General features: G+C 36.7%; 20 protein-coding genes, 1 tRNA gene and 1 pseudogene. 13 read left to right on the top strand and 9 right to left on the bottom strand.

The genetic code is table 11. The features are described 5' to 3' along the window. Positions 1-369: 369 nt before the first annotated feature. From holA to GGR08_RS00565, 4 genes are all read right to left on the bottom strand, one after another. The gene (gene holA, locus GGR08_RS00580; RefSeq protein ID WP_183193475.1) at positions 370-1,410 is read right to left on the bottom strand and encodes a DNA polymerase III subunit delta; all 1,041 of its coding nucleotides are present in this window, start codon (positions 1,408-1,410) and stop codon (positions 370-372) included. Positions 1,411-1,414: 4 nt separating this feature from the next. Continuing rightward, positions 1,415-2,209 (bottom strand): ATP-binding cassette domain-containing protein, encoded by a 795-nt coding sequence (locus GGR08_RS00575; RefSeq protein WP_183193474.1) that lies wholly within the window; start codon positions 2,207-2,209, stop codon positions 1,415-1,417. Then, positions 2,202-3,098 carry an ABC transporter permease gene (locus tag GGR08_RS00570; protein WP_183193473.1) on the bottom strand — a complete coding sequence of 299 codons (897 nt, stop codon included), beginning with the start codon at positions 3,096-3,098 and terminating at the stop codon, positions 2,202-2,204. The genes GGR08_RS00575 and GGR08_RS00570 overlap by 8 nt, the downstream gene beginning before the upstream one ends. A 62-nt stretch (positions 3,099-3,160) precedes the next feature. Further along, complete coding sequence (locus GGR08_RS00565) at positions 3,161-4,138, bottom strand: ABC transporter substrate binding protein (RefSeq protein WP_183193639.1); 978 nt, start codon at positions 4,136-4,138, stop codon at positions 3,161-3,163. A gap of 188 nt (positions 4,139-4,326) precedes the next feature. Between GGR08_RS00565 and GGR08_RS00560 the strand changes: the two genes are divergently transcribed. Then, positions 4,327-4,401 (top strand) — tRNA-Gly (locus GGR08_RS00560). 931 nt (positions 4,402-5,332) lie between these two features. On the opposite strand, the gene thiD is transcribed toward GGR08_RS00560, so the two are convergent. Beyond that, the gene (thiD, locus tag GGR08_RS00555; RefSeq protein ID WP_183193472.1) at positions 5,333-6,205 is read right to left on the bottom strand and encodes a bifunctional hydroxymethylpyrimidine kinase/phosphomethylpyrimidine kinase; all 873 of its coding nucleotides are present in this window, start codon (positions 6,203-6,205) and stop codon (positions 5,333-5,335) included. A 129-nt stretch (positions 6,206-6,334) separates the two neighbouring features. Here thiD and GGR08_RS00550 point away from each other — a divergent pair, with 129 nt between their 5' ends. The 3 genes and pseudogenes from GGR08_RS00550 to GGR08_RS00540 all read left to right on the top strand — a co-directional run. Further along, entirely contained in the window at positions 6,335-7,144 is an 810-nt protein-coding gene (locus tag GGR08_RS00550; protein WP_183193471.1) for a lysophospholipid acyltransferase family protein, read from the top strand. A 521-nt stretch (positions 7,145-7,665) separates the two neighbouring features. Beyond that, the gene (locus GGR08_RS00545; protein ID WP_183193470.1) at positions 7,666-8,553 is read left to right on the top strand and encodes a YihY/virulence factor BrkB family protein; all 888 of its coding nucleotides are present in this window, start codon (positions 7,666-7,668) and stop codon (positions 8,551-8,553) included. Then, positions 8,519-8,983: pseudogene (locus GGR08_RS00540) on the top strand (DUF188 domain-containing protein); the annotation flags it as partial. The gene GGR08_RS00545 and the pseudogene GGR08_RS00540, both read left to right, overlap by 35 nt. 8 nt (positions 8,984-8,991) lie before the next feature. On the opposite strand, the gene GGR08_RS00535 reads toward GGR08_RS00540, so the two are convergent. Then, the gene (locus GGR08_RS00535; RefSeq protein ID WP_183193469.1) at positions 8,992-9,690 is read right to left on the bottom strand and encodes a TlpA disulfide reductase family protein; all 699 of its coding nucleotides are present in this window, start codon (positions 9,688-9,690) and stop codon (positions 8,992-8,994) included. Between the two features lie 33 nt (positions 9,691-9,723). Here GGR08_RS00535 and argH point away from each other — a divergent pair, with 33 nt between their 5' ends. The 5 genes from argH (at position 9,724) to GGR08_RS00510 (ending at position 16,180) form a co-directional block, all read left to right on the top strand. Then, positions 9,724-11,124, top strand: coding sequence for an argininosuccinate lyase (gene argH / locus GGR08_RS00530; protein WP_183193468.1), 1,401 nt, complete (start codon positions 9,724-9,726; stop codon positions 11,122-11,124). Between the two features lie 51 nt (positions 11,125-11,175). Then, a complete protein-coding gene (locus GGR08_RS00525; protein ID WP_183193467.1) occupies positions 11,176-11,355 on the top strand; it encodes a lipoprotein in 180 nt (59 codons plus the stop codon). 9 nt (positions 11,356-11,364) lie between these two features. Then, positions 11,365-12,639 carry a diaminopimelate decarboxylase gene (gene lysA, locus GGR08_RS00520; RefSeq protein WP_183193466.1) on the top strand — a complete coding sequence of 425 codons (1,275 nt, stop codon included), beginning with the start codon at positions 11,365-11,367 and terminating at the stop codon, positions 12,637-12,639. 116 nt (positions 12,640-12,755) lie between these two features. Further along, positions 12,756-15,185 carry a TIGR02302 family protein gene (locus GGR08_RS00515; RefSeq protein ID WP_183193465.1) on the top strand — a complete coding sequence of 810 codons (2,430 nt, stop codon included), beginning with the start codon at positions 12,756-12,758 and terminating at the stop codon, positions 15,183-15,185. 224 nt (positions 15,186-15,409) lie between these two features. Continuing rightward, positions 15,410-16,180, top strand: a complete 771-nt coding sequence (locus GGR08_RS00510) for a class I SAM-dependent methyltransferase (protein ID WP_183193464.1) — start codon at positions 15,410-15,412, stop codon at positions 16,178-16,180. An 885-nt stretch (positions 16,181-17,065) separates the two neighbouring features. Here the strand turns inward: GGR08_RS00510 and GGR08_RS00505 are convergent. From GGR08_RS00505 to tsaD, 3 genes are all read right to left on the bottom strand, one after another. Beyond that, positions 17,066-17,746 (bottom strand): response regulator transcription factor, encoded by a 681-nt coding sequence (locus GGR08_RS00505; protein WP_183193463.1) that lies wholly within the window; start codon positions 17,744-17,746, stop codon positions 17,066-17,068. 782 nt (positions 17,747-18,528) lie between these two features. Beyond that, entirely contained in the window at positions 18,529-18,963 is a 435-nt protein-coding gene (locus tag GGR08_RS00500) for an EVE domain-containing protein (protein ID WP_183193462.1), read from the bottom strand. A gap of 669 nt (positions 18,964-19,632) precedes the next feature. Continuing rightward, positions 19,633-20,727: a tRNA (adenosine(37)-N6)-threonylcarbamoyltransferase complex transferase subunit TsaD gene (tsaD, locus tag GGR08_RS00495; protein WP_183193461.1), complete on the bottom strand. Its 1,095-nt coding sequence runs from the start codon at positions 20,725-20,727 to the stop codon at positions 19,633-19,635. 363 nt (positions 20,728-21,090) lie between these two features. Here tsaD and GGR08_RS00490 point away from each other — a divergent pair, with 363 nt between their 5' ends. From GGR08_RS00490 to GGR08_RS00475, 4 genes are all read left to right on the top strand, one after another. Continuing rightward, entirely contained in the window at positions 21,091-22,275 is a 1,185-nt protein-coding gene (locus tag GGR08_RS00490) for a COG4223 family protein (protein WP_183193460.1), read from the top strand. Positions 22,276-22,286: 11 nt separating this feature from the next. After that, entirely contained in the window at positions 22,287-23,864 is a 1,578-nt protein-coding gene (locus tag GGR08_RS00485) for a heme biosynthesis protein HemY (RefSeq protein ID WP_183193459.1), read from the top strand. A 131-nt stretch (positions 23,865-23,995) separates the two neighbouring features. After that, complete coding sequence (locus GGR08_RS00480) at positions 23,996-24,742, top strand: glutamine amidotransferase (protein ID WP_183193458.1); 747 nt, start codon at positions 23,996-23,998, stop codon at positions 24,740-24,742. Between the two features lie 487 nt (positions 24,743-25,229). Next, positions 25,230-26,216: a DUF2125 domain-containing protein gene (locus tag GGR08_RS00475; RefSeq protein ID WP_246350064.1), complete on the top strand. Its 987-nt coding sequence runs from the start codon at positions 25,230-25,232 to the stop codon at positions 26,214-26,216. The last annotated feature ends 238 nt before the right edge of the window (positions 26,217-26,454 follow it).

The following is a 26,454-nucleotide window of genomic DNA, read 5'->3' as shown; positions in this document are numbered from 1 at the left end:
ATGGATTTGTTCCATATTGAGAACATTCTGTTTTGAATGAGGAAGAATATTCCATTAAGATTTTATGAGGAAACCTAATATTCACCCCCATACTCACACAAAAGACACCGAATGCGTAAAATTTTACATGAGTCTCATATTTACTAATCTAAAGAACAGTGTTTTCCAACGAAACAAGATAATAAAATTATGTCAAAATTGACTTTTGAAGATAATTTTTTTAAGAAAGGTTTCTATCAAATTTTTAAGCTTTTAACGCGTCCTTAGAAATACAGCTTTCTCAACCTCTCTTTGATAACACAACAGTTTTAATTGCTGAAAATGCCTTTATGCCGTACTAAAAATAAAAAATCATAATATTTAAGTATGTTAAGCTGACATCTGGCGTCGTGCAATAATTGTAAGCCCTAACAAAACTTGACGAATGATAGCTTCACCCAAAAGCGGGTTTTTACGGCTATCTAAAATAGCACCTTGAATTCTTTCCATTGCATAAGCAATCTGTTCTAACTTCCAATATTTTAAAGCTTGTTCGACTGTTTTTTTCCGTTGGAAAAAAATGGGGGGGCGTGCTTGAGAAACCACCGTAAAAGGTGATTTTCCTTCAACCTCTACCTGATAACGCAATAACTGTAATTGCTGAAAATGCCTTTGTGCTGTATTCAAAATAAAAAAAAGCATCCCCTGCAATGCTGCATGTCGGTTAAAATGCGTTTCAAAACTTGATATATTGCCCAATAAAAGAGCATCAATGACTTCATCTTGAGAAAGAGCACTTACATCGCTTACAACAGCCTTTACATCTTCAAGAGTAATATGAATATTTGTGGCGTAAAGACAAAGCTTCTCTAATTCACCTCGTGATCCAAGACGATCTGCTCCTAAACTTTCATGCAACCATCTACGTGCCTCCAAAGCAAGAGTCTTCTTAAATTGTTCTAAAACCTCATCAATCAAACCGTCAAGAGAACGCATATCATCAGCAAAACAGGGCAAAGCCATCGCTTTTGATGCCGTTTCAACAGCATTGCGCAATCCTGTTCCTTTTTTTAAATCTCCTGCCTCAATGAGAATAAAACAGGCTTCTGGTGGCTTCTCAATTAAAAGCTTTAAAGCAGCAAGAAAACCTTTTTGATTAGCCGCATTAAAAATCCATATCAAACGATCTCCTCCAAAAAGGGATAACGTATGCGCTTCATTTTCCAAACGTGCAGGATCTTTATCAATTTCAGCAGCATCCAAACGAATTGTTGAAAATGGGTCGTCTATTGCTACCCGTGTAAGCTTAGCAAAACGCTGTGCTCGCTCACAAATAAGACCACGATCTATTCCATAAACGAGAACAATAGGAAAATCCCGTGAAAAACCGGTTAGAAATTGATCAACCTCATGTGCTTTTTTTTGAGCCACATTATTAATCCATTAACAATTCATCATCAACAAGAGTTTCCCCACGAACTTTTTGAAACATGTCAATTAAATCATTTACATTTAATCCCTTACGCTCTTCATAACAGACATCCAAGATTATTTTTCCACCATGCAACATCAATGTGCGATCACCATAATCAAGAGCCTGACGCATAGAATGCGTCACCATAATAGTCGTTAATTTTTTCTCTTCAACGATTTTTTCAGTCAACCGCATAACAAAATCAGCCATTCCAGGATCAAGTGCTGAAGTATGTTCATCAAGCAATAAAACATCCGCATGCGCTAATGTTGCCATCACAAGACAAACTGCTTGGCGTTGCCCACCTGATAAACTGTCCATAGGATTATGAATATACGCTTCAAGACCAATGCCTAATTGAGCAATTTTCTCTTGAAAAAATTGCCGTTTCTTATGGTTTAAAGCTGAATGAAAGCCACGACGACTTCCTCGAAGAGCAGCAAGAGCCAAATTTTCTTCAATTGTTAAAGAACCACAACTTCCTATTAATGAATCTTGAAAAACACAAGCAATTTTTCCAGCACGCTCGCTGACTGATTGTCTAGAAACATTTTGTCCATTTATAATCACTCTTCCCTCTGTAGGAAGCGTTGCACCCGCCAAAACACTAAGCAAAGTTGATTTCCCAGCACCATTTGAACCAATCACTGTAACAAAACTACCCTGATCAATTTTGAGGTTAATATCAATTAAAGCTTGTTTTTCCAAAGGTGTTTGCGAATTAAATGTAACTCCAACATGAAAAAACTCAATCACGTTTACGCCTCCTCCAATAGCGTGGCACAATAAGCATTAAAACAACCAATAGTGAAGTAATCAACTGCAGATCTGTCGATGTATCAATACCAATGCCATTCGCTTCAAATGCAAATTGCACCACCACACGATGAAGCACAGATCCTACAATACAACTGATTATAATCCAAAAAATATTGCGCGTACAAAAGAGAGTTTCACCGATAATCACGGCTGCCAATCCGAAAATAATTGTTCCAATTCCACCGCTAATATCCGTTGCGATTGCAGTTTGAATATAAAGAGAACCACCAAGTGCAACACAGGCATTAGAAAGCCCCATACCAAAATAAATCAGTGCTGATGTATGAACACCCTGTGCTGTAGCCATCCGTGGATTAACGCCCATTGCACGCATAGCAAGACCAATTTCACTTTCCAAAAAGCGCCAAATGAGAAATGCGACAACCAATAATACAACACCAACGAAAAGAGGACGCACAAAAATGTCAGCTAAACCAACCAGATTATAAAAGGGTGTTAAAGCTGTATCAGCAAGCGCTAAATTAACATTAGATCCTCCCATAATTCCCATAACACGAAGATTAACCGTATAAAGCGCTGACATTGTTAAAATAGAAGCCAAAAGATTCAAAATACCAAAACGCAAATGCAACAGAGCTGTTAATAAACCAGCCGCTATACCTGCACAAAAAGCACATGCCATAGCTATCCATGCATTAAAACCTAAAAGAATCAAGACGCCACAGACACAGGACCCTAGAAGAAACGAGCCATCAACTGTTAAATCAGGAAAATCCAAAACCCGAAAAGAGAGATAAACCCCAATAGCAACAAATGCATAAATAAGGCCTAATTCTACAGCGCCAGAAAACGCAAATATACTCATGTAAAGACAGTCCCCTGAAAACTTAATGTAGTTTTATTATATTAATATCCTACCAGTAAAAGTTATTGAATTACTTTTGTCGCAGAGTCAATGACCGCCTGTGGGATAACGACACCTGTTTTTTTAGCTGCTTTCATATCAATCATAATGTCATTCTTAACTGCCTGTACAACATCAATATCACCAGGCTTTTCACCTTTTAGAATACGCACGACTAATTTTCCAGCATCAACTCCTACATCATAGAAATTCACACCTTGCGTCATGAAAGGGCCGCGTCCTATAGTATTGGCATCAACAGTAAATACAGGAATCTTTGCTTCCTGTGAAACCTTTATTGCACCCTCTAAAACAGATAAAATCGTATTATCGGCAGGAATAAAAATAAGATCTACCTTACCGATTAAAGCGCGTGTTGCTGCTTGAACATCTGAAGGTTTTGATGCTGATGAAGAGATAATTTCAATTCCAGCTTTTTTTGCTACATCCTTTAACACTTTAAATGTTGAAACAGAATTTGCTTCAGCAGCATTATAAAGATATCCTATTTTTTTCAGATCTGGTTTTACTTCTTGCAAAAGTCTAATACTTTCTGCAACATCTATACGATCGGAAACCCCTGTCACATTACCGCCAGGTTTGGCAAGTGAAGAAATTATTTTAGCTCCGATAGGATCAGAAATTGCCGCGAAGATGATAGGAATTTCTTTTGTTGCTGCAAGCATCGTTTGTGCTGAAGGTGTGGTAATAGCTACAATAACATCGGGTTTATCACCAACAAATTTACGTGCAATTTGCGTTGCTGTTGAAATATTGCCCTGCGCTGATAAAAAAGTAAGTTGAAAATTTTCACCTTGCTTATAACCATTTTCTGCAAGAACATCTTCCACGCCTTTACGAACAGCATCTGCAGCAGGATGAACCATAATTTGTGTTAGTGCAACTTTAACGTATTTAACTTGGTCATTCGCTTTGGCAAAATGATTCATCATAAAAACAGTGGCAAGAACAATCCTTAATATATTTATTTTCTTCAATATTGCACTCCTCCCCTCTCTCCATACAAAAATTAAAAAAGGAATAGTTTATTACTGAAGAATCTTCTAAAATCAATCTTTATTACATTTTATCGAAATATGAACAAAATAAATTAAACTGAAATGGTATTTTTTTGTTGCAATTCATAGAAGCCTACGCCATACAAACGAGGTATGTATCGAATCGGTGAGCGGGTGTAGCTCAGGGGTAGAGCACAACCTTGCCAAGGTTGGGGTCGTGGGTTCGAATCCCATCGCCCGCTCCATAATTTGTTTACTGATTTGCTTTGGTCTATCTAGCTGTGTAGCTTGCCATCAGATTTTATATATTTTGGCCCTGCATTTTGTACCAATTTAATTTTTTTAAAAGAATAAAGGCTCTTGCAAAGAGTCTTCAAAGACCGTTTAAAGCCCCTTTAAAATTGAACGTATGGCTTTAATCTAAATAAAAATTTGCCATCCTGCTCTTAGCATGTCAATCATTTTATTTGTTGCCGCAAATAGCAAACACAAAATCTTAAGAAGGAAATCGTAATAGCAAATCAAACGCTCTCGATCTAATTTCTTAGCAAGTAACATATTCAATCACGATTCGCTGGCAGATTGCAATACTGGACCGCCATCGCCATTATATTTCAACTCTGGCACAATCTCTAAAATTCGACAAAATCTTCTGATAAATGCATACAACTATTTTGTTATCTTGTCTCACACGATAATAACGTTCGACAATAAGTTTAAAATGTATCATTATCCTCTTTAGTCGAAACAATTTGACATTGGAGTGCATATCCATAAAGCGTGCGCACCACTACATAGATGTTCATACGCTTGTGCACATTTTTAACACTACTCTTATGAAAGAGAAGTCCTATGAGTTTCTTTAAAAAGGTATTATAAGCTAAATTATCAAGAGCATTTTTAAAATATTTGAATAACATCCTTGATAAAAGGGACTTGCGAGAATAATACCATAAACAACGGCGATGGTTTTTACAAATTGGCATACCATAGCACTTAGATTAGCCTCTACCTGATGATAATAATCTGGTTTTGTCATTGGCAAGGAGTTGTCACACAAATCAACGCAATCAAAGGGATGTGTTCCGCATCTAGAGGCAATCAGCCAAGCAGTTAGCTAAAATTCTTGTTAACAAAAGCTTACATATAGACTAGCTCCCCAAAAAATCGCAATATTCAATAGGGTTCTTTTTCTCTTTCATCCCACAGTTCACAAAAATGGTGAAGTGGCCCTCGCCCTTCTCCTACTTGTAAAACAGTTGAAGCAGCTAAAGTATTATTGAGATAAACTTTTGCTCTTTTTACCGCGCAAATCAAGGATGTTGTTGGCAAAAGTGCTGCAATTGCAGCTGCAATAGTACAACCTGTACCATGATCATTGGTCGTTATGATCCGTGAAGCTTCAAAAGTCACAATACCCTCACAATCACAATAAAGATCTGGACTAGAACAATCGTAATTTTCTGTACTGTTTCTGGTAAGTATATTTAGATGTCCTCCTTTTAACAGAACTGCATGACATCCTAGCGCCAAAAGTTGTGGAGCATATTGATACATAGCTTTTAAAGACCATTGCACTTCACAGCTCAATAGCAGGGCTGCTTCAGGTAAATTTGGCGTGATCAAAGTTGACATTGGAACAAGAACATCCCGCATAATTTCAATTGCATCAGGCTTTAAAAGAACATCACCACTTTTTGCAACCATAACCGGATCAAAAATAATGAAGCGTGCTTTATGATAAGCAAGGCGTTCTGCAACAGTTTGTGCAATCTGAGCATTTGCTACCATCCCAACTTTAACGGCGTCAACATGGATATCTTCAAAAACAGAATCAATTTGATCGGCAACAAAAGAAGCATCTAATGCTTGAAAAGAATGTACGCCTTGAGTATTTTGTGCAACTACAGCTGTCACCACACTCATACCATAAGTTTTCATAGCTGAAAAAACCTTCAAGTCCGCCTGCATTCCAGCGCCTCCAGAAGGATCTGTTCCCGCAATAGATAAAATCCGTGGAATAAAAAATTTATCTTTTTGTAATTCCATCAATCTTTTTCCTTATCTTTTTAAATATCAGAAAGTAAGTTACCGAAAAAATAGATACTTGAAAAAACATAAAGAAGATGTTTTCTCATGTGAATTCTATTATATACGAAAATCTTCTTATAAATATAAATGGAAAATGTAGTGCTTATCTTTCGTTCTGTTCTTTTTACATTCGCTTTTTATACAACGACTTTCATCCAAATGATTCTTTATGCTCCCGTTTATTTTTTAATGCCACGCAAAAAGGCATGGATTGTCCCTAAAACATGGGCACGCATCACGCTCTTTTTGCAAAAATACATTGCTGGCACAAGTTATGAAATTGAAGGATTGGAAAATCTTCCTAAAGGAGCCTATATTATTGCTCCAAAACATCAATCTGCTTGGGAAACCTTCAGTCTTGTTCCCTACTTTGATGATCCTACGCTCATTCTAAAACGTGAACTGATGTGGATTCCATTGTTTGGCTGGTATATGGCAAAAACACAAATTATCCCCATTAACCGAACAACGCCCATTAAAGCCTTAAAAACGATTATACAAAAAGCAAAAGAAAAAGCAAAACAAGGGCGCCAAATCCTAATATTTCCTGAAGGAACACGACGACAACCCGGTCAAGAACCGGATTATAAATCAGGAGTTGTCGCGCTCTATAATGAATTAGGACTTCAAGTCGTCCCTATTGCGCACAATGCTGGTTTATATTGGCCACGCAATAATTTCCGCCGCTATCCCGGAACAATTCGTGTCCGTATCCTTCCTCCGATAGAAGCGGGTTTAAGCAAACATGAATTTCTAGATCAACTTATCCAAAAAACTGAAAAAGCCTGTGATGAACTGCTTCTTTTGGCAGCTCAAGATCCTACCCCTCCTCCTATGCCTTCATCTGCTGTTCAGAAACTTCAAAAACTAAATCACCATAAAAAAAATAATGATTAAGTGAGGTAACGCATAACTTGATGTATTGAGTGGAATGTATGGAAAGAAAATACTTCAAACTTTCTTCTTTAAAATTATAAAAACGATTGATGTATAAATTTTTTTAGCTTCTGTATGTCAGGTTGGGGTGGGGATCTTGCTTATATCTGTTTGGTTTATTTTTTTAGTAGGAAAATAATTTTTGAGAACAATATGAAAGATGCAAAGGTAAAAAACTTATTTCCATTTATTTCTTTTTAAATTAAGCTTTATAATGTGCGAAAGAATGTATAGAAATATTTTTGCTTCACAATTTGTTTTAGCGTTCTTTAATTGCATTGCTCAAGTGAAACAAAATACTTCAAACAGAATACAATTTATTGTTAAAATTTATTAGCTTATTCTTTTCGGTTTGGGGATAGAGTTAAGGCTTGACCGCATAGCTTATTGCCCTTTACATTAAGAAAATTTGTTTCTAAAGTCTTGATGGTTTTTGTAAAGTGGATAATTGAAAAAAGGGTGTTACCAGAAAGTATTGAGGTTTGTTAAAAAATATCTTTTGGTATAGCTATCGTATTTTTGGTGATGCAATAACTCATTATTGGCGTGATAATGGAAGTGCTTTTGCAAGCCATGTTGCACTATCAGGACTTTTAGCATTTTTCCCTTTTTTTATTTTTGGAACATCTTTTGCTCGTTTTCTAGGTGCGTTTACTTATACACCGCAAAAAATTAAAGCATTGGTGCAGTTGTTGCCTGATGTCATTGCAGAGCCTTTATCTCAGGAAATTGTTAATGTTTTAACAATTCATAAAGGAGGTGTGTTGACACTTTCTGTCATTGGAGCAGCTTATTTTGCTTCTAATGGAATTGAAGCTTTGCGTACGGCTTTAAATAAAGCTTATCGTGTTACCGATCGACGGAGTTTGTTATTTTGTCGTTTTCAAAGTTTATTTTTTGTAATCCTTGGAGCTATTGGTCTTGTTGTGATTAGCTTTTTGTTGATTCTAACGCCTTTACTAATAAAAATTATGCAAAGTCATTCTTTTTTTATGACTGAATATATTGGTGTGATTCGTTTATGGCGTTACACAGTTGCAGTCGTTATTTTGTTTATCAGTCTTTTGATTGTTCACAAATGGCTTCCAGCTGGGCAGCGGAAATTTATAGATATTTTACCAGGAATTGTGGTGACAATATTTATCTGGTTTATGGCTTCTATTGCTTTTGCACAGTATTTAACGATGTTTGATTATATTTCAACCTATGCAGGGTTAGCATCTATAATGGTTGCCATTATTTTTCTCTACATATTAAGCGCAATTTTTATTTTGGGAGGTGAAATAAACGCTGCAATGATGTTTTATCGTAACTATTGGCGATTATCTTGGATGAATGAAAAAAACTGTAGATCAAGAGCCAAAAGGTGAATGGGGAATAAAACTTGCTATTACTTTGTTGGTTGATGCAGATGCTTGTCCGGTAAAAGTTGAAATTTATCGTGTTATGAATTGTTATCAGCTTAAAACATTCATTGTCGCAAATTGTTTTTTTCCCTTCTCAATCTTGATAGTGTTGATGATTGGATTGTAGAACATGTCCATGAGGCGAGTATCGTTATTACTAGTGATATCTCTTTAGCTGCACGGGTTGTACGGGCTGAGGGGGGGGATTTGTCTTTTCACCAACGGAATATATTTTTAATGCAAATTTAATCGGTCAAGCTTTAGCAATGCGCAATTTGATGGAGGATTTGTGAGAACAGGACCATATTACAGGAGGACTACGCACTTTTTGTGGTAAAGATTGTTCTGCTTTTTTTCAGCATTGGATTTGATAATTCAATGTTTAAAAACGCGGTTATTAGGTTATTGTGCTTCTTGCATAACAGCTTTTATAAGTGCTTTAGCATCATCGTTGGCCCATGGAGCTGAACCATTATATGAAGCAATGAGATAACCATTTTTATCAATGAGAAGTGTGATAGGTAATCCTAAAGCCAGTCCTTGTTTTCTCATGTCGTTAAAAATATTCATTGTTTCATCGCGATAGTAAACTAAATTATCCGCATGAATATCTTGCAAAAATCGCTGAATTTTTTCAGGAGAAGCCGTTTTATCGATATTAATCGCTATGACATCGAAGTTTTCTCCACCTAATTCACGTTTTAATTGCGCTAGTTCAGGCATTTCTATGCGGCAGGGAGTACACCAGATAGCCCATAGATTGATTAATATCGGTTTTCCGATAAAATCAGCAAGAGTGTGATCTTTTCCTTGAATATCCTTAAAAGAAAAATTTTTCATATCTAGGCGTGTATCAGTAAAGCGCATGTGAGAAAATAAGCCTGTTGCAGCTTTCTGGATTGCCATCATTTTTTTGTTTTGTATTTTTTCAGTATTTTCTTTTGAAGTAAAGTTGGCAAAAAAAGACGCACTCTTGTCATAATGACTTTTTATTGCGTATAAATTGATACCAACTAAGATTATGACAACAAAAAAAAATGCTATAAGGATTTTCTGCTTTTTGTTTTTCTTTTTTGGGCTATTAAAATTGGGGAGAGTCATGATTTTTATCCTTTTTATGAGTATTTTTAAAATATGGCAGACGAGAAACTAAAGAACCAAATGTGGGGAGGGCGGTTTATTGCAGGACCTGCTGCAGTTATGGAAGAAATTAACACCTCAATTGACGTTGATAAAAAACTCTATCGGCAAGATATTGAAGGCTCGCTCGCTCATGTTGCGATGTTAGCGCAAACAAAAATTATTTTACAGTCTGATTATGAAAAAATTTCTCACGGTTTAAAAATTATTCTTAAAGAAATTGAAGAAAATAGATTCGTTTTTTCACGAAAATTTGAAGATATTCATATGAATATTGAAGCGCGGCTAAGCGCGCTGATTGGTCCTGTGGCTGGGCGTTTGCATACAGCACGTTCGCGCAATGATCAAGTGGCTGTTGATTTTCGGTTGTGGGTGCGTGAGGCATTGCAGAAAATAGCACAAGCTTTAAAGGAATTGATAAAGCAATTGCTTACTCTTGCAGAACAACATGTCAATACTTTTATGCCAGGCTTTACGCATTTACAATTAGCTCAGCCTGTAACATTGGGCCATTATATGATGGCTTATGTTGAAATGTTTGGTCGAGATTTATCACGGATGCATGATGCCATTGAGCGAATGAATGAATCGCCTTTAGGGGCTGTGGCTTTGGCAGGAACAAGTTTTCCAATTGATCGCTTTATGACGGCACAAGCGCTGGGTTTTCGGGAACCTACACGCAATTCAATTGATAGTGTTTCTGATCGTGATTTTGCATTGGAGTTTTTAAGTGCTGGTGCTCTTTGTGCGATGCATCTTTCGCGTTTAGCAGAAGAAATAATTCTTTGGTCAAGTGAGCAGTTTTGTTTTATTCATTTGTCAGATGCTTTTTCAACTGGTTCGTCTATTATGCCACAAAAGAGAAATCCTGATGCAGCGGAGTTAATACGGGCGAAAGCAGGTCGATTGAATGGTGCACTGATGGGATTGTTAACGGTAATGAAAGGATTACCACTTGCTTATTCAAAGGATATGCAAGAAGATAAAGAATACGTGTTTGATGGGGCTTTGAGTTTGGAATTATCACTAGCAGCAATGACAGGGATGATTGCTGATTTGAAAGTGAATAAAAAAGCTATGAAAAAAGCAGCGGATTTAGGGTATGCAACAGCTACGGATTTTGCTGATTGGCTTGTTCGTGAATTAGGGGTTCCTTTTCGTGAAGCACATCACATAACAGGGCGTGCTGTAGCATTGGCAGAAAGAAAACAGTGCTGTCTTCAGGATTTATCATTAGATGAACTTCAAGCAATTTTTCCTGATATCAATAGGAATCTTTTTGATGTTTTGACTGTTGAAAAATCTGTTGAAAGTCGCAAAAGCTTTGGAGGAACAGCACCTTCAGAAGTTCTTCGGCAAATTACGTATTGGAAAAAGCGTCTGGTGATAGCTTGAGTAATTATATTTTAAAGGTAAAAAAGAGATCAAAATGAGGAAAGAGGATAGATGAAGATTATAGTAAAGGGGTTGATGATTATCCTTTTAGGGGGCTTGGGTGTTGTTGGGTGTGGGCGTAAAGGGTCATTGGAGATACCTCTTACAAGTGTGGAAAAACCTATGCAGAGAACATCTGTTGCTAAAAATGAAGATGATAAACCTTTCATTCTTGATCGTTTGATAAAATAGGAGGAAAGTGTGGACTTTTTCCCCTATCATCAAGGTATGCTTTATGCTGAGGGTTGTTCACTTGCTGTTCTTGCGCAGGAGGTGGGGACTCCTTTTTATTGTTATTCGACGAATGCATTGGTTACGCGTTTTAAGGACTATCAAAAGGCATTTCAGGGGATTCCTAGTTTGATTGCTTATGCAGTTAAAGCCAATTCTAATCAAGCAGTTTTACGGCTTTTATCGGCAAATGGGGCGGGAGCTGATGTAGTTTCAGAAGGTGAATTACGGCGTGCTCTTGCTGTTGATATTCCAGCACATCGGATTGTTTATTCTGGTGTTGGTAAAACTGTCAGAGAGATAGATTTTGCTCTTTCTCAGAATATTTATTGTTTTAATGTTGAATCAGAGCCAGAACTTGAACAATTATCGCAACGTGCTGTTGCACTTTCAAAGATAGCACGTGTTTCGTTGCGGATTAATCCAGATGTTGATGCAAAGACACATAAGAAAATGACAACAGGGAAATCTGAAAATAAATTTGGTATTCCATTGTTGTTAGCAAGAGAGGCTTATAAAAGAGCTGTTTCTTTACCTGGATTGCAGGTTTGTGGGATCGATATGCATATTGGCAGTCAGATTTGTGATTTAAAACCGTTTGAGAAGGCATTTATTATTATCTCAGATTTTGTGCGTCAATTGTGGAGCGATGATTATGCAATAACGCATATAGATATTGGTGGAGGGCTTGGTATTACCTATGGCTGTGAACAACATGCTGTGCCCTCTCCTTTTGATTATGCTGCGCTTGTAAAGAAACATATTGCTCCTTTAGGGATTAATATTGTTGTGGAGCCAGGGCGTAGCATTGTAGGGCAAGCTGGTGTGCTGGTGACATCTGTTCTCTATTTAAAAAAGGGACAAGGGCGTAATTTTGTTATTGTGGATGCGGCAATGAATGATCTGATGCGTCCAACACTTTATGATGCTTGGCAGAATGTTGTCCCTGTAAAACAAGCAAAAAAAGATGCTTCCCTTATTCGTGCTGATATTGTTGGTTCTGTTTGTGAGACTGGCGATTATTTAGCATTAGACCGTTGTTTGCCGATTTTGGCTCCAGGTGATTTGTTGGCTATTACGCAAGCTGGGGCTTATGGTGCTGTGATGGCGAGTACTTATAACAGCCGATTGTTGGTACCGGAAATTCTCGTTCAAGATACGCGTTATGCCGTTATTCGTCCACGTCTTGATTATGCGCAATTGCTGGGATGTGATCATATTCCTGATTGGATCGAACAGTCTTAGATGTTTTTGGTCTTATTTTTACTAAACTTTGATGAAAAAAATTATTTTCTGGAAATTGTTTTGTATGGGTTTTATGATCTTAATGCACTGCGGTAAAAGGGGAAAAATACTTGTTGATGAAAAATAAAAACAGCAAAGGCTTGGCGATGAAGCTTTTGTATGTACGCGTTTTGATGTGGGGAATCCTTTCATTTGAACGGGTATGGGTACGGTTGTTGCCATTTTTCCTCGTGCTTAGTCTCTTTTGTTCGTTTAGTTGGTTGGGATTTTTTGGTGTTTTAGGGTTTTGGCCGCATTTGCTCTTACTTGGGATTCTGCTTGTGGGTGCTGGGGGGAGTTTATTTTTTCTTATTCGTTTTCGGTTCCCTACAATGCGGGAAATAAATTGTCGGCTTGAACGTGTCAATGATCTTAGACACCAACCTTTGAATATTCAGACAGATCATTTATGTTCTGAAAATGATGAAGATTTTCGTGCTGTTATTTGGCGGGAACATCAACGCCGGATGGCAAAACAATTATATCATTTAAAAACTGGATTTATCTCTCTTAATAGTGCATCTTATGATCCTTTCGCTTTGAGAGCTTTGTGTGTTCTCCTTTTTGTCTGCGCTTTTAGTTTTTCTTTTGGTTCACGAGGAGGGCGTTTGGCTGATGCCTTTGATTTTCGTCCTGTGGTTGATGAAAAATTTATACGGATTGATGCTTGGGTAACTCCACCTGCTTATACCGGTGTGGCACCTATTTATTTAACAAAAAATGAGAAGACACGACTGGAAATTCCTGAAGGGAGTAATGTTGTTGTGCGTGTTGTTAATGGCGCTGGTGTTACAGTAAAAGCAAAGTCTGTAGAAGATGGGCAGGAAGTTTCGTTTTCAGAGAAAAATGAAAAAACGGCTTTGAATAGTTCAATAGTTCATTTTGAAACACATTTAAAGCATTCAATCAATTTAATTGTATCATCGCGTCGTAAAAAACACTTGTGGCATTTGCAGATGATTAAAGACGTGTTGCCAACAATTCGTTGGTTAGAAAAACCAGGGAGAATTTTAACAGGGTCGTTAGAGTTACAATATGAGTTGGATGATGATTATGGGGTGACAAAGGCTTTTGTTGAAATAGAGCCTTTTTTTTCTCAGCATAAAAGTACTCCTTCTCTTTATAAGGCTCCAGAAATAGAGCTTCTTCTACCGCGTAGTGGAAAAGGCAAAATGCGGTTAGTGCAAGATGTATCAGCGCATCCATGGGCTGGTTCACAGGTCAAAATTACTTTGATGGCAGAAGATGGTGCGGGGCAGAAAGGGCGTAGCAAGACTTTTATTATGACATTACCACAGCGCGTTTTTTCAAATCCTGTAGCTCGGTCTGTAAGTGAATTGCGTCGTTTATTAGCGCTTGATACTTCTGAAAAAGAGCGTGTCTTGGATATGCTTTCTGCTTTGCTTGTGCGTCCAAAAGATGGATTACAGAATTTCACGCATTTCCTTGTGCTGCAGAGTGTATGGACGAGGCTTTCCATGGCACAAACAGAGGAGGATTTACGCCATGTAGTGGATTATTTATGGCAAATCGCTTTAGGGATTGAAGGTGATCAGTTTGAATCCGTGCAAAAAAAGTTAAAACAAGCACAAGCTGCTTTACGTGATGCACTGCGTTATGGTGCTCCAATGACAGAAATTGAACGACTTATGGCAGATTTACGTCAATCTATGGATGAGTATATTCGTGCTTTGGCTGAAAAAGTGCAAGAGAATCAAATTCATAAAAATTCTAAAAGCTCAAAAATGCCTAATCTTTCTGAAGATACATTACAAAAAAAGCTGAATTTAATTGAAGAAATGGCTAAAACGGGCTCTGCTTTGGCAGCTGAACAGCTCTTGGCAGAAGTTGAACAGACTCTTGATCATTTGTATGTGCAAAAAGGCAATCAAAATGAGGGAGAAAAAAGCCAATTTGCACAAATGAAAGAAAAGATCGACCAGTTTGGAGATTTAATCCGTCGTCAACAAGAAATTCTCAATGAAACACATCAGTTAGAGAAGAAAAAAAAACGTGGAGAAAATGTACCTGAAAAACAAACAAAATCTTTGAAAAAACGTCAATCTGAATTGCAATCTGAATTATCAACATTAGAAAAAGAACTGTCAAAACAGGGATTTGAAACAGGTGATGCATTGAAAAGGGCAGAAGAAAAAATGAATTCTGCAGAAGATGCTCTTAATAATGAAAATCATCAGGTATCTATACAAAGTCAGTCTGATGCTTTGGAAGCTTTACGGCAAGGTGCACAAAATGTTTTGAAAAAAATGCGCGAAACACTCAAAGGAACGGAAGATGATCAAAATGCTGATTCTGGTCCTAAAGATCCGTTAGGACGTCCACTTTCTTCAAAAACAGATGAAGTTCAGGAAAGTGAGGTGCTGCCACAAGAAAGTGATCAAATACGTACGCGGCAGATTTTAAATGAAATTCGCAGACGTCTGGGTCAGGAGCGTATTTCAGAAGAAGAAAAAAACTATCTTGAAAAATTGCTTTATTTTCATTAACCAATGTAGGTTTTTTTCTTAATTGATATCAGAAATAGTATATGAAAAACTTCTATGGAGTTTGACTCTAAATAAAATTAATGAAAGTGCCTGTGAGGCAATAAGCATCCTGTTAGACCGCTTTTTTGATCATTTAAGTTTAAAATGTGAAATATTGAAATGTTCGCTATTGTGGAGAAAGATTAGAGGTCCATATAAGTTGGGTATATGAAAATCTGTAATGTTTGAAATTTATTTCTACATGGTATGTTAAGTTGGATATCGTTACACTGAAAGATTTTTATGCTTCTGCACTTGGGCTGCGTGTGCAAAAGACGCTGTGTGACCAATTGAATTTATGGTGGTCTGATCTCACGGATAAACGGATTATGGGGTTGGGTTATGCACTGCCTTATCTTTCGGCACTGCGTGAGCGTACCCAACAATGTTTTGCTTTTATGCCAGCAAGCCAAGGCGCTTCATCTTGGCCTGGTGCTGAGAAAGTTGCCACAGCTCTTGTTTTTGAAGAAGATTTGCCGCTGCCTGATGCCTCTGTTGATTGTATTTTATTGGTACATGCATTAGAATATACGGAAAATTCATTTGAAACGTTAAATGAAATATGGCGTGTTTTAGTACCTAATGGCCACTTGATCGTTATTGTCCCTAATCGCTCTGGCTTTTGGGCACGCAATACTACTACACCCTTTGGTTATGGTGAACCCTATAGCCAGCAGCAGATTATTCGTTTGTTTGAAAAAACAAATTTTGTTTCTGGGTCAATACAAGAAATTGTCCATTATATGCCTTCTACAGGGTATGTTTCGCGATTGTTCTCATTTTTTTATGAGCCATTTGCACGCCATCTTTTACCTTATTTTGGTGGACTCTTAATGTGTCAAGCACAGAAGCGTGTTTATCAAGGTTTGTTGGGACAGCGTCGTCAATCGCGGCGTATTTTTATTCCTGCTTTATCACCACAAGTGCGAAATATTTTAATTTATAAAGATAACTAGTCATTTTTCTATTGGCACAAGAGCAGCAAGTATAGAAAGATACTCTTATTTTAAATTTTGACATTCAATTTGCACATTATCTATGGAATTGGCATGTGAATAAAAAATCTCAAGTATTGATAGATCAAATTATCTTTAATGAATAGTTGCAGCATTTAATTTAGAAAAAATAGTGGTATTTTCGTAGGTGTAAAAATGGTAGTTCTCAAAAGGACGTGCTCATGGAAAAATGTTGTAAAGTGACTTTGGCAGAAAAATGAGATACTTTTTAAGGAAAGAATATTTTTTTAATAGTCTTCTATCGTTCTATGATGATAAATTAAAAAGTCTTATAAAAATAGCTGTTTTATTTCTACGGTGTAGAGCCTTTAAAGCACTGTAGATAAAATAGAGGTTTGAGGTTTATAATTTTTCTCCTAAGAAGAGATGAAATCATAAACGATGGGAGAAAACTATAAAGCTAAAAAATATCTTTCAATTTAGGTTAAACTTGGTAAATGTGAAATGGGGCAGTGAGGGGAACGGTATTTTGAAAAAATAATCATAAATATCAATATGCTAAATATTATAGTTATGATAAAAAATATCATGATTTTTTGTATGCCAAACTGAATATATTAGAAATTCTCAAGGGAACAAAAGCATATGAATCAGAAATTACTAAATATATTCTGAGCTTTTAAAGCATTTCTATTGCTGCTCCTCGTGTTAGAATATTTAGATTTTTCGTTCATAATAGCTTAATGGGGGATAAATATTTTATCATAAGAGTGCTGATAAGGGTAAATTCTATATGATATTATCTAAATTGGTAAACATTTTTTCATTGTGTTTGTATTTTTTATAAAGGATATTAAAATTATTTTTGAAACAGTAAATATCGAATTAGAGATTTAAACGATAACCATTTTGATCTGTTATAAGAATTTGTGCATTGGAGGGATCTTTTTCGATTTTTTGTCGTAAACGGTAGATGTGGGTTTCCAAAGTATGGGTGACAATATTTTCATTATAACCCCAAACTTGTTTTAATAATGTTTCACGGCTGACAATTTTATCATTAGCATAATAGAGGCACTTAAGAATTGCGGCTTCTTTTTCTGTGAGACGGATTTTATTATTATTCTGATCAAGAAGGAGTTTTTGTCCTAGTTTAAAAGTATAGTGATCAATATGAAAGGTTCCATCTTCATTTTGTTCATATTGACGTAATTGAGCTCGAATTCGCGCTAATAATACTGCAAAGCGAAAGGGTTTTGATACATAATCATTGGCTCCTGTTTCAAGATCTAAAATGGTATCGCAGTCTGTATCATAATTTATTATCATGATAATAGGGGCACGAAAGCCTTGAGTGCGTAATTGTTGAACGGCTTTGCGACCATCAAAATCAGGAAGTTCGATATCCAAAATAGCGAGATCAATATTTTTTTTTTGGATTATTTTCATTCCTGCTTCAGCTGTTTTTGCTTGAAGAATTTCAAATTCTTGATGCATTTGCAATTGTTCTACCAAGATGGGGCGTAGATCATCATCTTCAACGATTAAAAGAGTATAGTGGTTCATGGTTTTCCTTATCAGTATGTTGATGCACTGATTGGTAAAAGCAGTTTCAGGAAAAATGAGATTTCATACAAAAAAATTAAAAAAGAAAGTTGATAAAAAATAAACTTTTATGAATTTTATGCTTGTTGGCCGAAAAGAATGTATCTCCTGGTATGTGGAATTTCACACATTGGTTGAAAGATTTTTTATACACTCGTGCGTTTTTGTTTCGTTGAACATTATCATCTTTATGCTTATGGTGCAACAATTCGCTATCATCATAAACTTTGTCAGCTTCCAATATTGCTACAGCCTTTGGTATTTGAGACGATTCGTAAAAGGTATGATTTAATCCTTTTTATCCACATGGTGTTCCCTGTTTGTAACGTGCACACGAATGGTTTTGATTGATTCAACTTTTAGCGTAAAGAAAATGGTGCAATGATTTTGGATACAGATACTGTCTAGGAGGAATTTCATGGTATGTTTTTTTCTACGTTCAGTTTTGTTTTTTCGTAGCATTTGTGCGTGAAGAAGTCGGTGTGATGCTCATGGTGTTACTTATTATAATCGTTGAATAAGCTTTCAGTTATTAGAGAAGCTGAAAAATGCATCGTGACGAGGTTTTTTGTGCAATTTTAGGGATGGTTTGGATTGAGAAGCGTGTAGAATAAAAAATGACAAGGAAGAATATCATATTTACGCATTGAGCATGAGAATACATCAATAGAGGTATGCATTGTATTCATCTTGTGCGATATGAAGTGTCTTTTGATATGAGCCAATAAATAAAAATTTTTAATTTAAGATAAAAACATTTCCTTCTTAAGGTTTCCCATCAAACAGACTTCTTTCCATTCATCTTCTGTTACAGGTTGTACTGATAAACGGCTGGCATTGATCAACACCATATTGGCTAGTTTAAGATTGGTTTTTATTTGTTTTAATGAAACAGGTGTTGGCATGTCACAAAGTGCACGGATATCTACACATTCCCAGCGTGGATCAGAACTTGTAGAATCAGGGTGTGCTTCAGCACATATTTCTACAATGCCTACAATTTCTAAACCTTTATTTGAGTGATAAAAAAAACCTTTATCGCCATATTTCATGGCACGCATATTATTGCGAGCTTGATAATTGCGGACACCATCCCATTGTTCGCCATCAGCTCCTTTTTTCTTTTGCATTTCCCATGACCATTTATAGGGTTCAGATTTAAAGAGCCAATAAGCCATAAATTCTCCTTTTTCATAGCTTGTTATGCATTTATCACGCGCATTTTATACGTATCTTTGTAATACCATTGACGATAATTTTTAAATTGAGGTAAAGAATGGGTATGACCTGTTTTTTCTTATTTTCGGAAGAAATTGTCACATAAAGGTACATACCTTTGATATTTCATGTTGTATAAAGGTATTTTATTCTTTGCTTATTTTTTAGCACAAGAAATAGATCAATGTATCAAAAAATAGACTTAAAATTGCTAAGTAGGGTGGTGGTTTAATCATTTTTTCAACTATGGTTTGAAATGGTGTTACGATAGAGTATGGCGTTGGAGGAAGCTTGGCAAGAAAATTGGTTCCAGAAAAGCTTTAAGATTATGATGGTAATGAAACAAATAGATGATCAAGGGTGATGATGTCAAGGATGGTTTTATATTATGTTTGGTGCAATAGTTTATTATTAAGATACTATCATTCTAGGTGTGTGATATAAGATAGTTTTCTTGGAACTGAAGTATTTTTAGTAATATTTTATGAATATTTAGATTTGTGTATCGAGCTTTGGGTTAAGTAAATTGTGTAAATGGGCAGTTGATTGACAAGAATCCGTTGTAAACAAGCTAGATTGGGTGGAAATTTTCATTCTTTGAGGTGTGTGGCGAGCACGGCATCAATTTTTTATGCTTTTGTTCCACGGCGTCCCATTCCGATTAAGGGTGTGGCTTTTTCATCTAATGGCCAACGTGAGCGAGGGGCAATGTTAAGGGGGCTTGTTTCTCCTCGTGCGAGCCTCTGTGCACCGGCAAAGGCAATCATTGCAGCATTGTCGGTACACAAGGAAAGAGGAGGCGCTATAAATTCAAAACCATGTTGATGGGCAAGTTCTTGCAATGTAGAGCGAATGGCTTGGTTTGCGGCAACCCCGCCTGCAACAACCAAAGCAGGAGGGCGTTTTCTTTTATCATGAGGGAGAGGATATTGGTGCATAAAGTGTTGTAGAGCGAGGTGAACGCGATCATGTACCGTATCAGTCACGGCGGCTTGAAAACTTGCTGCAATGTCAGCGATGTCATTTTCTGTAAGAGGAGCGATGGCTGTTGCGGCTTGTCGAACGGCAGTTTTAAGTCCTGAAAAAGAAAAATCTAATCGTTTTTCACCTTTTAAAGGCCGTGGAAGGGGGATACGATTTTTATCACCCAATAAAGCTACTTTTTCAAGCGCTGGCCCACCAGGATAAGGAAGACTCAATAGTTTTGCAGTTTTATCAAAAGCTTCTCCTAATGCATCATCAATGGTGGTTCCTAAGCGCTGGTAGTTGCCTATTCCATGAACAAGGATTGTTTGTGTATGACCGCCTGAAACTAAAAGTAATAAATAAGGGAAGTTGACATTGTGCGTTAATACGGCCGTTAAAGCATGTCCTTCTAAGTGATTGACGGCAATAAATGGTTTGCCAGTGGCAAGAGAGAGAGCTTTTGCACTCATAACGCCGACTAACAGTCCTCCTATCAAACCAGGTCCATTGGTGGCAGCAATGCCATCAATATCTTTTAATTTTGTGTTTGCTTCTGTTAATGCTTGCAGAATTAAATGATCAAGAATTTCAACATGGGCACGAGCGGCAATTTCAGGAACAACACCGCCGTAAGGGGCATGATGCTCAATTTGGCTCCAAACAATATTGGAAAGAATTCGGCTGTTTGATTCATTATTGTATTCAATAACTGCCGCTGCCGTTTCATCACAACTTGTTTCTATTCCCAGCAGACGCATTTTAAACAAAACCTTATATTGAAACTTCTTTTCTGCATGCGTATCATGAACAAAAAAAGATGCAAAGCATTTCTCTTAGAATTAATTTTTCTATGAAAAACGACGTGTTCTGACACCTTCTTTGAATGCTATGGAATTGTTGATAAAAAAGGAAGCTGTATTTTGAGTATAAAATGCAGATGTATTCTTAAAGAATTGTATATTAAAGTTTATAATTGTAAATATTCTTGAGAAAGATGGAATTTGGAAAATTTATATAATTTTATACTTTTTCTAAGATATTTCAGAAAAGCTTAATTTTTAAAACTTTTTTCATTTTATTAGTTTATCAGTAAAATAAATTGTGCACAAAAAGTGATAGAGATGGTCGATTCTTCAAAACCAAAAGTTAAATCACATTATACTGGTACGCATCGTAAAAAGCCAGTTATTGAACATAAAGTTGTTCCCCATGATTTAGAGAAAAAAGTAAACAATTCTGTGGAATCTCCGGGAATCGAAAAATCAAATATGCGAGGACAGAATAAAAGTATCTCTGGTGTAACCTGGTTTTTTTTGTCTCTTTCTGGTATTTTGGGGGGAGTCTTTACTTTAGGAGTTTTTATAGGGCTTCAATGGATGGGGTTTTTTCCTTCTTCTTTTGTGGAAAATTCCGCCGCAGGGGAAAAAGCTTTGCAGATTGCTGAAGCTGCAAAAAGACAAGGTGAAGAAGCAAAGGAACAATTGGGGCATTTGTTTCAGGAAATCGATGCATTAAAAACAGAGCTTTCTTCTTTTTCATCACAGCAGTTTAAAACAACGAAAAATAACGAATTATCAAAAGAAGAAAACAAAAAAGCTTTTGCGATTTTAGAGGAAAAAGTAAAAGTTCTTGAAGGGGCTGTACAAACTTTTATTGGAGCATCAAAAAAAATAGAGATGTCTTTGTCTATTGGGCAAAGCAATGCAAATGGTCTTGCTGCGTTAAAACAACAGGTAGAAACTATACAGGAAGAAACTGCTGTTAAAAATAGTGAAAAAAGAGAAATAGATACTGCGCTCTTTACTGCAATCAGTTCATTAAAAAATGCTATAGAACGTGGTGGCTCTTACAATAATGAATTAAAACTGTTACGGCAATTATCGCCCTCTATTGGTGGACTTGATCTGTTGCAAAAAACAGCCACGGTAGGTCTTCCAAGTGCAGTACAACTTTCAATTGATTTTTCTCATGTTGCCGATGCGATTGTTGGTACGCAAAATATTGTTGCATCAGATGCTGGTTTTTTTGATCGAATTTTAGCGTGGATAAAAGGACTCATTGTTTCGCGACCAATTGGGAATGTTGAAGGGACAACATTAGGAGCTATTGCCGCGCGAATGGAAGTTGCTATTCAAACCGGTGATTATGACAAGGCTTTGAGCGAATGGCAATCATTGCCCCAAAATGCAAAAGATGTTTCAATGGATTTTGTTCAGAAGCTTGAAAGACATATTACTATTCAACAAGTATTACAGCAATTGCTGTTGTCTGTGCAACAGGGATCTTTTAAGGCAATAGAGATGTAAATAGGCTACAGATGATACGTGTTTTTGTTTATACTTTTGTTGTTTGTATCTTCGGTTTAGTTTTCGGGTGGGTTGCTAATCACAATAGTGTTTTTGTACTCACATTTTTGCACTTCAGATTTTCTGCTTCATTGCTTACAGTTTTAAGTGTGCTTATTTTGTTTTTTGCAACGCTGGTGCTTTTATGGTGGTTATTATCTTTCTTTTTCTCCATACCTAGGACCCTTTCCAATTATTTTTATAAACGCCGTAAAAAATTCGGTTATGAAGCTCTTTCGAAGGGGATTCTTGCAACTTCTGTTGGTGATGGCAGGATGGCACAGAAAATGGAATTACAGGCTACTAAATATCTTGCAGGAAAACAAGAGCCATTAGTGAAATTTTTAAAAGCGCAAACTTTGTCTTTACAAAATAACTCTGTTCGCGCCATTAGCCTTTATGAGGAAATGAGAAAGGAAGATTCTACAAAGCTGGTTGGACTTTATGGTTTGTTTCGTGAGGCGATGAAGAGTAAAGCTTATGAGGCGGCACAACAATATGCTGAAGAAGCATTGACTTTATCGCCGGCACTTTTATGGGCGAATCAGGTGGTGCTTGATCGGTTAAGTGCTGAGGGTGAATGGGATAAGGCACTTGCTGTTTTTGAAAAAGCGCAAAAAGTTTTACCGCGTTCTGTTCGCTTGTCTCCAGAGCGTTTGCATACACAGGTTTTACTGTTAGGTGGGCAGGCGCTTCGTTTGTTTGATACACATCCTGTACAAGCGCGTACAGCTATTTTGAAAGCTCATAAATTAGCGCCTGATTTTGTTCCGATAACAGTTATTGCTGCTGATATTCTTTATAAACTAAACGAAACGCGGAAAGCAGATAAAATAATTATAGCGGCTTGGCAAAAGAAGCCTCATCCTAACTTTGGGATGCTTTATCTTGAAAGAGAAGAAAGAGCCATTGGGCGATTGGAAAGGGCTAAAACACTTGCTTCTTATAATAAAGATACGTTTGAGTCAGCTTTCCTTATTGCTAAAGCAGCTTTGGATGCTGGTGAAACAGCATTAGCAAGAGAACAGGCACAAAAAGCGTTGCAGTATCATCCACGGGAAAGTGTTTACTTATTATTGGCAGATATTGAAGAAGCACAGGACAATAATCAAAGCGCTGTGCGTCAATGGCTTTCTTTAGCACTTCGTGCTGAGCGTGATCCAGTATGGATGTGTGATGGTGTCATTTTTTCTTCTTGGGCAGCTGTTTCTCCAATCAGTGGACGTTTGGGCTCTTTTGAGTGGAAAGCGCCTCCCCATGTGCCTTCTCTTACATTAGATGCGGTTAATATTGTGCCGAAAAAAGAAGATAAAGAGGACGTTATGGGAAAAAGTGATGACGTTGAAAATAAGAAGCTTGGAAAATTTCTCCCTATAGATGATTCTTTTTTGCATAATACGCAAGTGGAGAAACAAGTGAGAAAAGAGCAAAATGTAAAAACATTCAGCCAAACTCATTTAAATGTTGATGATCCAGGTGTTAGAACAGAAGAAGAAGGAACATCTTTATCGAGGAAAAAATTTCGTTTATTTAAAATTTCATCAAGATAACAATTTGTGTGTTGTCTCAGAGACAACAGCTAATATTAGGAGAAAAAATTATCGTAAATCTTATCCAATAAAATTCTTCTCTATGCTTAAAAAATAAAGTTTTTCTTGGTTGCAGAGGTGATTGGTTAAAAATGTTTTTAAATCAGAGATGTCTTGATAAAAAGCAAAAAAATAGCAAACCAAGGATTGCTGTTGTTATTCATCGTCGGTCTGCTTATACTGGTCGTTTAGGGAAGTTTTTACAACAAAATGGTTTTGTTCTTGATATTTATCGTCCTATTTGGGGGCAAAAACTTCCTGATACATTAGAGCATTATGCTGGCGTTGTTATTTTAGGGGGAAAGATGAGTGTGAATGACAACGAAGCCTATATTGGTGAGGAAATTGACTGGATTTCATTGTCGCTAAAGGAAAATAAACCTTTTTTGGGAGTTTGTCTTGGAGCACAAATGTTAGCTCGGAATCTGGGGGCACGCATTGGTACAAGAAGTGATGGAATTGTTGAAGTTGGCTGGTATCCACTAGAAGCAACGCCACAAGGGAAGAAATTGATGAATTGGCCAGAAATGGTCTATCATTTCCATGATGAAGGTATTTATGATTTACCCAAAGAGGCAATGCTTTTGGCAACAGGGCAGATATATCCCACGCAGGCTTTTCGTTATGGAAACAATGCATGGGGTTTGCAATTTCATGCAGAATTTACACGCGCTATGATACGGCGTTTGATCGTACGTTCGGCACATAAATTAACTGAAAAAGGTGCTCAACCTGCTTGGGCACATTTGAAAGGACGTTTAATCTATGATCAAGCTTTGAGCCAATGGTTTGAAGGCGCATTACGGCAGATTTTTTGTACATCGATCACACTTGTATGAGTATTAGAAATGCTGGTCGTTAGAATCATTGTTGTGCTGTAAAACAGTATCGTTTAAGAAAAGATAGAAGTCTATGAAAAACTTTACATATAAGGTGTTTTTTGTTAAAGGGTGTAAGGACTTTCTTAAGAAAATCTTGCCTGTTGAGTTTATAAGATACTGTACTTTAGGATGGGGATATATGGGCTTCATGAAGTGGTCAGCAGTAAAATTCGCTAAATCAGAAATTTGATTGTTTAAAAATTGATCTAGGGTAGGAGCTTTTGTTCTTTTGAGGGCGTGAAGAAAGTTAAAGGATAAAGAAGGTTTTAATGTTGTCTACATTCTCTCAATTGGCATCAGGACGAAAGATTTTGTCTTGGGGCTATTTTATTTTTGGGCTTTTTTGTTTTGCGTTGATATCGATTTATAGTGCGCTCTGGTTTTTTTTTCACATAAAATAGAAGACCATGTTTCTGGTATATTTGCAAAAGTATTTTCCTATAATATGGTAGTAGTATGTGAGAATGTGCGTAAGAATGGTTATCCGTTACGTGTCGGTGTTGTTTGTGACAAGTTTCAATTTTCTTGGCCTTTACATGAGGTTTCCTTATTAACAGAGCGTTTGACAGTTGGAGCACCAATTTATATACCTCATTTGATAGAGTTTAATGTTTATCCTCCTGCGTCAATTGTTTTTTCTGGAAAAGCTCCTATAATATCTCATTGGCGCAATTTGGTGGTTGAAACGGAACCTTATGAGAAAAAGAGTAAGACATTGAAGTTGATGGCCGAAGGGCTTGAAATTTCTACTTTTTCTTCTTATCCGGAAGATCAAAATTTTCAAGAAGTATTAGGAAAACAAACGACAGATAAAAAAACGACACAAGAAAATGTTGAAGATCAGGTATCTTTGCAAAATACGCGTGACGTGGTGATTCGGTCGTTAGCGCCAAAAAATACCTACAAAAAAATAACGGCAGAATTTTTCCGATTTGATCTTAAACATGAAAAGAAGCATTTTTCGGGGAATATAACTTTTGATGGTCTTGATGCTTCTGCCCTTTTTGCGTTTTCTTTTGTTGATGTTCCTAAAATTAATGGCAATTTAACATGGATTTTAAATGATGTCTCTCTTCTGTTTGAAGAGGGAGGAAAAAATTGGCAACAGCGACTATATGGAAAAAGTGGATTTTTAAAATATGGTGAATTAGCTTTTCATACAGGTGGTACAGTGCGGATTAGCGGACCTTTTTCTTTTGATGATGAAGGATATTTAACAGCAAAATTTGAACTTTCTCATGTTCAGCCCATAAAGCTTCTTGATACTCTACAGCGCTTATTTCCTGCGCAAGCCAAGAACCTTCAAGCGTTATTTTTTATTTTAGGTTCTTTGCCTAAAAATGCAGATGGCTCTCCTGTTTTGCACTTGCTTATTAACAATGGGTGGTTAAAATTAGGGTTTTTAAAACTTGGTCGTCTTGCACCACTTTAGATTTAAGAAGAGGCTGTTGCAAATATTTGTGTAGTAAAAGTGGCATTTTAAAGTATGGTGAATTGGTTTTTCTATATAGGTGGTGGGTTGTGTGTTAGGGAACCTTTTTTATGGATGAAGTAAGCATATTGCATATATTTAATTGGGGGTAATCTCTGAAACAGATAGAAAGCCTAGTTCTAGGAGAAGATAAAGTTATAAAAGGCGCATCAACGTCTATCTTTACTGTTATTTTTTT

The organism is Bartonella fuyuanensis, from assembly GCF_014197255.1.
Classification (GTDB): domain Bacteria; phylum Pseudomonadota; class Alphaproteobacteria; order Rhizobiales; family Rhizobiaceae; genus Bartonella; species Bartonella fuyuanensis.
Note: the sequence above shows the minus strand (reverse complement) of the source record. Positions and strands in the feature narration are given on the sequence as shown.